Genomic DNA, 6,242 nt, shown 5'->3' on the forward strand with positions numbered 1-6,242 from the left:
AATCTAAAATTCAAAAACCACACCAAAGTATGATTCCAGTTGGAAAGTATGACTCAAAAGCAGTCGAAGAAAAATGGTATGACTACTGGATGAAAAATAATTATTTTCATTCTGAAGTTGATGAACGTGAAGCATATACCATCGTTATTCCTCCGCCCAATGTGACAGGAGTGTTGCATATGGGACATATGTTGAATAACACCATTCAGGACGTTTTGATCAGAAGAGCTCGTCTCAAAGGCTACAATGCCTGCTGGGTACCGGGTACGGATCATGCATCGATTGCTACAGAAGCAAAGGTTGTGGCAAAACTCAAAGCAGAGGGTATTGATAAAAATAGCCTTACAAGAGAGCAGTTTCTGGAGCACGCATGGGAGTGGACGCATAAGCACGGTGGAATAATTCTAGAACAATTAAAAAAACTGGGGGCATCTTGTGACTGGGAACGTACCGCATTTACCATGGATGACAATTTGTCTGAATCGGTAATCAAAGTTTTTGTTGATTTGTATAACAAAGGGCTGATATACCGTGGGTACAGAATGGTTAATTGGGATCCCGAAGCCAAAACTACCTTGTCTGATGAAGAAGTTATCTATGAAGAAAAGCAAGGTAATCTGTATTACCTTAACTACGCAGTGGAGGGCAGCAATGAAGTTTTAACAATCGCTACCACCCGACCTGAGACCATCATGGGAGATACTGCGATTTGTATACATCCCGATGATACTCGCTTTACGCACCTTAAAGGGAAAAAGGCTATTATTCCGTTAGTTAATCGATCGATTCCAATAATTGAAGATGAGTATGTAGATATTGAGTTCGGTACAGGTTGTTTAAAAGTGACTCCGGCTCATGATCAAAATGATAAGGTGTTAGGAGATAAGCACAATCTTGAGGTTATTGATATTTTCAACGATGATGCTACTTTGAATAAGAACGGATTACAATACGAAGGAAAAGATCGCTTTGTAGTTCGTAAAGAAATCATTAAAGATCTTGAAGCTATAGGAGCCTTGTTAAAAACTGAAGTTCACATGAACAAGGTGGGTACAAGTGAAAGAACTAAAGCGGTTATTGAACCAAAATTGAGCGATCAGTGGTTCTTAAAAATGAAAGATCTTGCACAACCTGCGCTCGACGCGGTTTTAGATAAAGAAGTAAATCTAGTACCTGAAAAGTTCGTTAATACTTACCGCCATTGGATGGAGAACGTTAGAGACTGGAATATCTCAAGGCAATTATGGTGGGGACATCAAATTCCTGCTTTCTTTTACGGTGATGGAAAGGAAGATTTTGTAGTGGCTGAAACAAAAGAAGCTGCACTACAATTAGCCCAAGAAAAGTCGGGTAATGTTGATTTACGAAGTGAAGATTTAACTCAAGATCCTGATGCATTGGATACTTGGTTCTCTTCCTGGTTATGGCCGATGAGTGTATTTAACGGTATTTTAGAACCGGATAATGAAGAAATCAACTATTACTATCCAACAAATGATCTGGTTACTGCGCCTGAAATTTTATTTTTCTGGGTGGCTAGGATGATCATTGCGGGATATGAATATAGAAAAGAAAAACCCTTTACCAATGTGTATCTGACAGGAATCGTACGAGATAAACAGCGTCGCAAAATGTCAAAATCTCTCGGAAATTCTCCGGATCCTTTACATCTTATAGATCAGTATGGAGCAGATGGTATTCGTGTGGGAATGTTATTGAGTTCTCCTGCGGGAAATGATCTAATGTTCGATGAGGAGTTATGTAAGCAAGGAAGTAGTTTTGTAAATAAAATTTGGAATGCCTTTAAGTTAATCAAAGGGTGGGAGGTTGATTCGACAATCGATCAACCTGCGGCATCTGCACTTGCAATTGATTGGTATACTGCTAAGTTTCAGGCAGCATTGGCAGAGCTTGAAGATCATTATTCAAAATATCGAATGAGTGATGCGCTTATGACAACCTATAAATTGATATGGGATGATTTTTGTAGTTGGTTATTAGAAATGGTAAAGCCAGAATACGGTAAGCCAATCGACAAAAAAACCTACGATGCCATTCTAAAAATTCTAGAAGAAAATTTAAAGATTTTGCATCCTTTTGTACCTTTTATTTCAGAAGAGATTTGGCAACAGATTGGTGTTAGAAATACGGATGAAGCACTTATCATAGCCTCATGGCCTACAATGACAGACGTAGATAGCGAATTGATTGAGACCTTTGAGGTAGCAAAAGAGGTGATATCAGGGATACGTACAGTGCGTAAAGAAAAAAATATTTCTTTTAAAGATACTATTACATTGTCTGTTCTTAACAGTGGTAAACTTACTACTACATTTGACAGTGTTATTAAAAAGATGGGTAATATTTCTGATCTTGATTATGTTGCCGAGAAAGTAGATGGCGCTTTGTCGTTCCGGGTAAAGTCTAATGAATATTTTATACCAATCTCTGGTGCTATTGATGTGGATGAGGAGATTAATAAGCTACAAGAAGAGTTGAAGTATACGGAAGGATTTTTAAAATCAGTGCAGAAAAAACTTCAAAATGAACGTTTTGTAAACAATGCTCCTGAACAAGTTATTACAAATGAACGTAAGAAAGAGGCGGATGCAGAAGCTAAGATTGCTACCTTAAAATCCAGTTTAGCAAGTTTGCAATCATAGATTGTAATTATTAGTGTAAACATATTCAAAAAAATAAGGCTTAATTTTAAAATCAAGCCTTATTTTTTGTTTGAATTAACTGTAGCTTATTTGATATCTGTAATATACTGATCTACTAAAGCAATATATTTAAGTTTTGCTTCCTTTTGTGATAGATGCTTTACCTGAAACAAAGCATTTAGTTTAAAAGCATTACGAAGTTCACTGGTTCCGGATGGGGTGTAAAATCCCTTGGTATGAGTCGCTAACTTATAATGTGCATACAAATGCAGCATTATATCCGTAGGAAGTTTTAGCTTCGTATTGCTGGCCTTGGTGAAGGCTTTCTCAAAAGCAATATCTAGATCTTCGTCATTCATGGTCTTATACAGTAGCTATAACACTTTCTCCACCACGTACCTTTTGATTTAGGCTTACGTTTACTTTAGTTCCAATAGGTAAAAAGACATCAACTCTGGATCCAAATTTGATGAAACCACTATCAGATCCTTGTGCCACTTTTTCTCCCGGAACCGCATAATTAACGATACGCTTAGCTAAAGCTCCGGCAATTTGACGATATAAAATTTCAACACTGTTGTTTTTAACCACAACAGTCGTTCTTTCATTCTCTTCTGAGGATTTTGGATGCCAAGCTACAAGAAATTTTCCAGGGTGATATTTGCTAAAAACAACTTCGCCACCAATAGGATGTCGCGTTACGTGGACATTAATTGGAGACATAAATATGGAGACTTGTAGTCTTTTTTCGTTGAAATATTCTTTTTCAAACACTTCTTCAATTACCACAACTTTTCCATCTACAGGCGATACTACCGAAGTGTCACTAAAAGAGGTGGTACGTTTAGGATTTCTAAAAAACTGAAGTATTAAAAGTAAGAATACAGAACTTATAATAAGAATAGCTAATTGCAGTTCAGGAAGCTGTAGAGCAACATATGAAGCTACATTAATACCTAGAAAAATTACCAAGGCTACTGATATTATTTTAAAACCTTCTTTATGAAACATATTGTAATAATTGTAAGAAAACAAATAAAAATGGGCTGGCAAATATGATACTGTCCAGGCGGTCAAAAATGCCTCCGTGTCCGGGCATTATCGAACCACTATCCTTAACACCGGCCTGTCTTTTGAACTTTGATTGTATCAAGTCTCCTAAAGTTCCAAAAATACTCAATATTAGACTGATAAACAACCAAATTAGAAGAGATAATGTTTGTGTCGAGAGCGCAATAATTACTGCTGCGATTAACCCAAAACACATACCGCCGACAAAACCTTCGATGGTTTTATTTGGTGAGATTCGTTCCAAGAGCTTATGTTTTCCGAAGTTTTTTCCTACTAGATAGGCAAAGGTATCATTAGTCCACATGATAAAAAAAGATCCGGCAACGATAAAGGGTTCGTATTCTCCTCTAAAAGTAGGAATCATGGTTAAGAATGCAATCGCCGTGATTAAGTAAAAAATACTGGTCATGTATTTTTTCTTTTCAAACATGGGTATGATTCGTATGATCAATAAATCTCGAACCAATAACAATTCAGTCAGAACCGTTGCGGTAAGCAGAAAATACAAGAAATAAGGATGTATGGTCGTAAAGTTAACAGCCAGAATTAGCACGGTAAATATCACATACAACCATTTGTTCTTTAGGTGTATTAATTTTTGAAATTCATAAACACAAATAAGTCCGAAAACAAAAAAAACACCAATGAAAGTTTCTTTGGAAATAAAAATAGAAAACAGTAAGATCGAAATGTATAAGAATCCCGATAAAGATCTTGTGAGCAATTCCTTCATGTTATAAATCTTCCAGAAGCAGCAAATATAGATTTTTTGAACTACTTCCGTAGCTTAAGAAGTCTTTTTCTTTTTGCGTTTCGAAGTTTTTAATGGTTGTAATATTGGAGGGAATAGATTTTCGGTTCTTTTGTTTGATGCCTTTAAGGCCTTCTCCGATACTTGTTACCAGCTGGCTTGTCGAAGCAAAAATAATGAAATTATCAGGGAGTTCGGGTAACTTCTTTTCCTTAAGTTGATTAGATGAAACTAATATAGAACCACTATCAGAGATAAGATATTCACAGGTTGCAAAAAAGAAGGACGCAGACATGTTTTTGGTGAAATTCAGATTAAAATTTGAAAACCTATGTTCTAAGCCGATATCAAAGCAACAAACGTCTTTTTCATACCAATCATTTTCTAATAGAATTTTGTCAAAAGAATCTAGAATTTCATTTTCATTATCACAGTATAAAAATTTTCCTCCATTTCTTTTAAAGTTTATCATGAAACTTTCGTCTATTGGAAGATTAATCTCGGGCATGTACTTGCTGCGATCTTCTATGTGTCTTTCTTTATTCTTTTGGTCTGATTTAGATTTTGAAAAAAATAGTTTTCTAAATAGACTCATTGGTAACTGCTAATTGGGATTTTTATTGACGTTGAAACCAAAGATAAAAAAAATCTTAACCTAAACGTTTCCGTTGGGTTAAGATTTTCATGATACTAGTAAAAAATAGTATATATTTAAGAAGGTTCGGTGATTACTTCCTCTTTATTGTTAAAAGGTCGCTTACCAAATATCTTTTCTAAGTTGTCTTTAAAAATTACCTCTTTCTCTAGCAATACTTCGGCTAGTTCAGTCAGTTTGTCTTTATTATTCTCCAGCAGTTCGATAGCACGTTGATATTGCTCTTCGATTATATTAGAAATTTCTTTATCGATCAATTCACTGGTTTGTTCACTATATGGCTTAGTGAAATTATATTCACTTTGTCCTGAGGAATCGTAATAAGTAAGATTTCCTACTTTATCGTTAAGACCATAAATAGTGACCATTGCACGCGCTTGTTTTGTGACTTTTTCTAAATCACTCAAAGCTCCCGTTGAGATTTCATTAAAAATCACCTTTTCTGCAGCTCTACCACCCAATGTGGCACACATTTCATCCAACATCTGGTTGGGTCTTACAATAAGACGCTCTTCTGGCAAGTACCAAGCAGCTCCCAGAGATTGACCTCTTGGAACAATAGTCACTTTGACCAGTGGAGCAGCATGTTCAAGCATCCAACTAACGGTTGCGTGTCCAGCTTCATGAAAAGCAATTGCGCGCTTTTCATCTGGTGTTATGATTTTATTCTTTTTCTCTAAACCACCTACAATTCGATCCACTGCGTCTAGAAAATCTTGCTTTCCAACAGCAGCCTTACCTTTTCTCGCTGCGATTAGTGCGGCCTCGTTACAAACATTGGCTATATCTGCTCCAGAGAATCCCGGAGTTTGTTTGGCCAAAAATTCAGTATCCAGTTCTTCTTCAAGCTTAGTTAGAGGTTTTAAATGCACCTCAAAAATTTCTTTACGTTCTCTAACGTCTGGTAAATCCACATAGATTTGACGGTCAAAACGACCTGCACGCATTAATGCTTTATCCAATACATCTGCTCGGTTGGTAGCTGCAATCACGATAACATTCGTATTGGTTCCAAAACCATCCATCTCTGTTAACAATTGATTCAGTGTATTTTCTCGTTCATCATTAGATCCGGAAAAATTGCTTTTTCCACGAGCTCTAC

Annotated in this window: 6 protein-coding genes; 1 reads left to right on the forward strand and 5 read right to left on the reverse strand. The window is 36.3% G+C overall.

The window, feature by feature from the left end; all coding sequences use genetic code 11:
* Positions 1–29: 29 nt before the first annotated feature.
* Complete coding sequence (locus tag ACJRPK_RS09275; protein WP_407139638.1) at positions 30–2,663, forward strand: valine--tRNA ligase; 2,634 nt, start codon at positions 30–32, stop codon at positions 2,661–2,663.
* Between the two features lie 86 nt (positions 2,664–2,749).
* Here the strand turns inward: ACJRPK_RS09275 and ACJRPK_RS09280 are convergent, their stop codons facing one another.
* From ACJRPK_RS09280 to ACJRPK_RS09300, 5 genes are all read right to left on the reverse strand, one after another.
* A complete protein-coding gene (locus ACJRPK_RS09280) occupies positions 2,750–3,022 on the reverse strand; it encodes an acyl-CoA-binding domain-containing protein (RefSeq protein ID WP_407139639.1) in 273 nt (90 codons plus the stop codon).
* 4 nt (positions 3,023–3,026) lie between these two features.
* Positions 3,027–3,674, reverse strand: a complete 648-nt coding sequence (locus ACJRPK_RS09285; RefSeq protein ID WP_407139640.1) for a phosphatidylserine decarboxylase family protein — start codon at positions 3,672–3,674, stop codon at positions 3,027–3,029.
* Positions 3,664–4,467: a phosphatidate cytidylyltransferase gene (locus tag ACJRPK_RS09290; protein WP_407139641.1), complete on the reverse strand. Its 804-nt coding sequence runs from the start codon at positions 4,465–4,467 to the stop codon at positions 3,664–3,666. Before ACJRPK_RS09290 ends, ACJRPK_RS09285 begins: the two co-directional genes overlap by 11 nt.
* Before the next feature lies 1 nt (position 4,468).
* Positions 4,469–5,080 (reverse strand): LUD domain-containing protein, encoded by a 612-nt coding sequence (locus ACJRPK_RS09295; protein WP_148782711.1) that lies wholly within the window; start codon positions 5,078–5,080, stop codon positions 4,469–4,471.
* 116 nt (positions 5,081–5,196) lie between these two features.
* Positions 5,197–6,242 (reverse strand): ATP-dependent metallopeptidase FtsH/Yme1/Tma family protein (locus ACJRPK_RS09300; RefSeq protein WP_407139642.1); only part of this gene is annotated, 1,046 nt, incomplete at its 5' end.

Origin of the sequence: Aquimarina sp. 2-A2 (genome assembly GCF_045505135.1) — a bacterium.
GTDB lineage: Bacteria > Bacteroidota > Bacteroidia > Flavobacteriales > Flavobacteriaceae > Aquimarina > Aquimarina intermedia.